Below are 275 nucleotides of genomic sequence, written 5' to 3'. Positions count from 1 at the left end.
CTGCATTTCAGCATTCTCAATGCCGCGCGACCAACATGCGAAACGGTTTAACAAACGTCAAGTCGTTCTTTGCCAGCGTACAATGAAAGAAGGGCTGCGATTTCTCACAGCCCTTCTTTCAGGATTATCGTCGGCGAAGCCGGATCAGCGCGGCTTCACGCCACGGCTCTCGCCACGAATGACAAACGCCAGACGATCGAGCACGGCATTGACCAGCTTCGGCTCTTCCTCCGTATAGAAGGCCTTGGCGATATCGACATATTCCGACACGATGA

The 275-nt window shown here is 53.5% G+C and carries 1 protein-coding gene; it reads right to left on the bottom strand.

Translation table 11 applies throughout. The features are described 5' to 3' along the window. Nucleotides 1–144 precede the first annotated feature (144 nt). A complete protein-coding gene (locus tag SB719_RS19945) occupies nucleotides 145–270 on the bottom strand; it encodes a transcription antitermination factor NusB (RefSeq protein WP_412159708.1) in 126 nt (41 codons plus the stop codon). Nucleotides 271–275 lie beyond the last annotated feature (5 nt).

It is taken from the genome of Pantoea sp. SIMBA_079 (assembly GCF_046940275.1).
Taxonomy (GTDB): Bacteria; Pseudomonadota; Gammaproteobacteria; order Enterobacterales; family Enterobacteriaceae; genus Pantoea; species Pantoea borealis.
The sequence above is the reverse complement of the archived record's forward strand: the minus strand, read 5'-3'. Positions and strand labels throughout refer to the sequence as shown.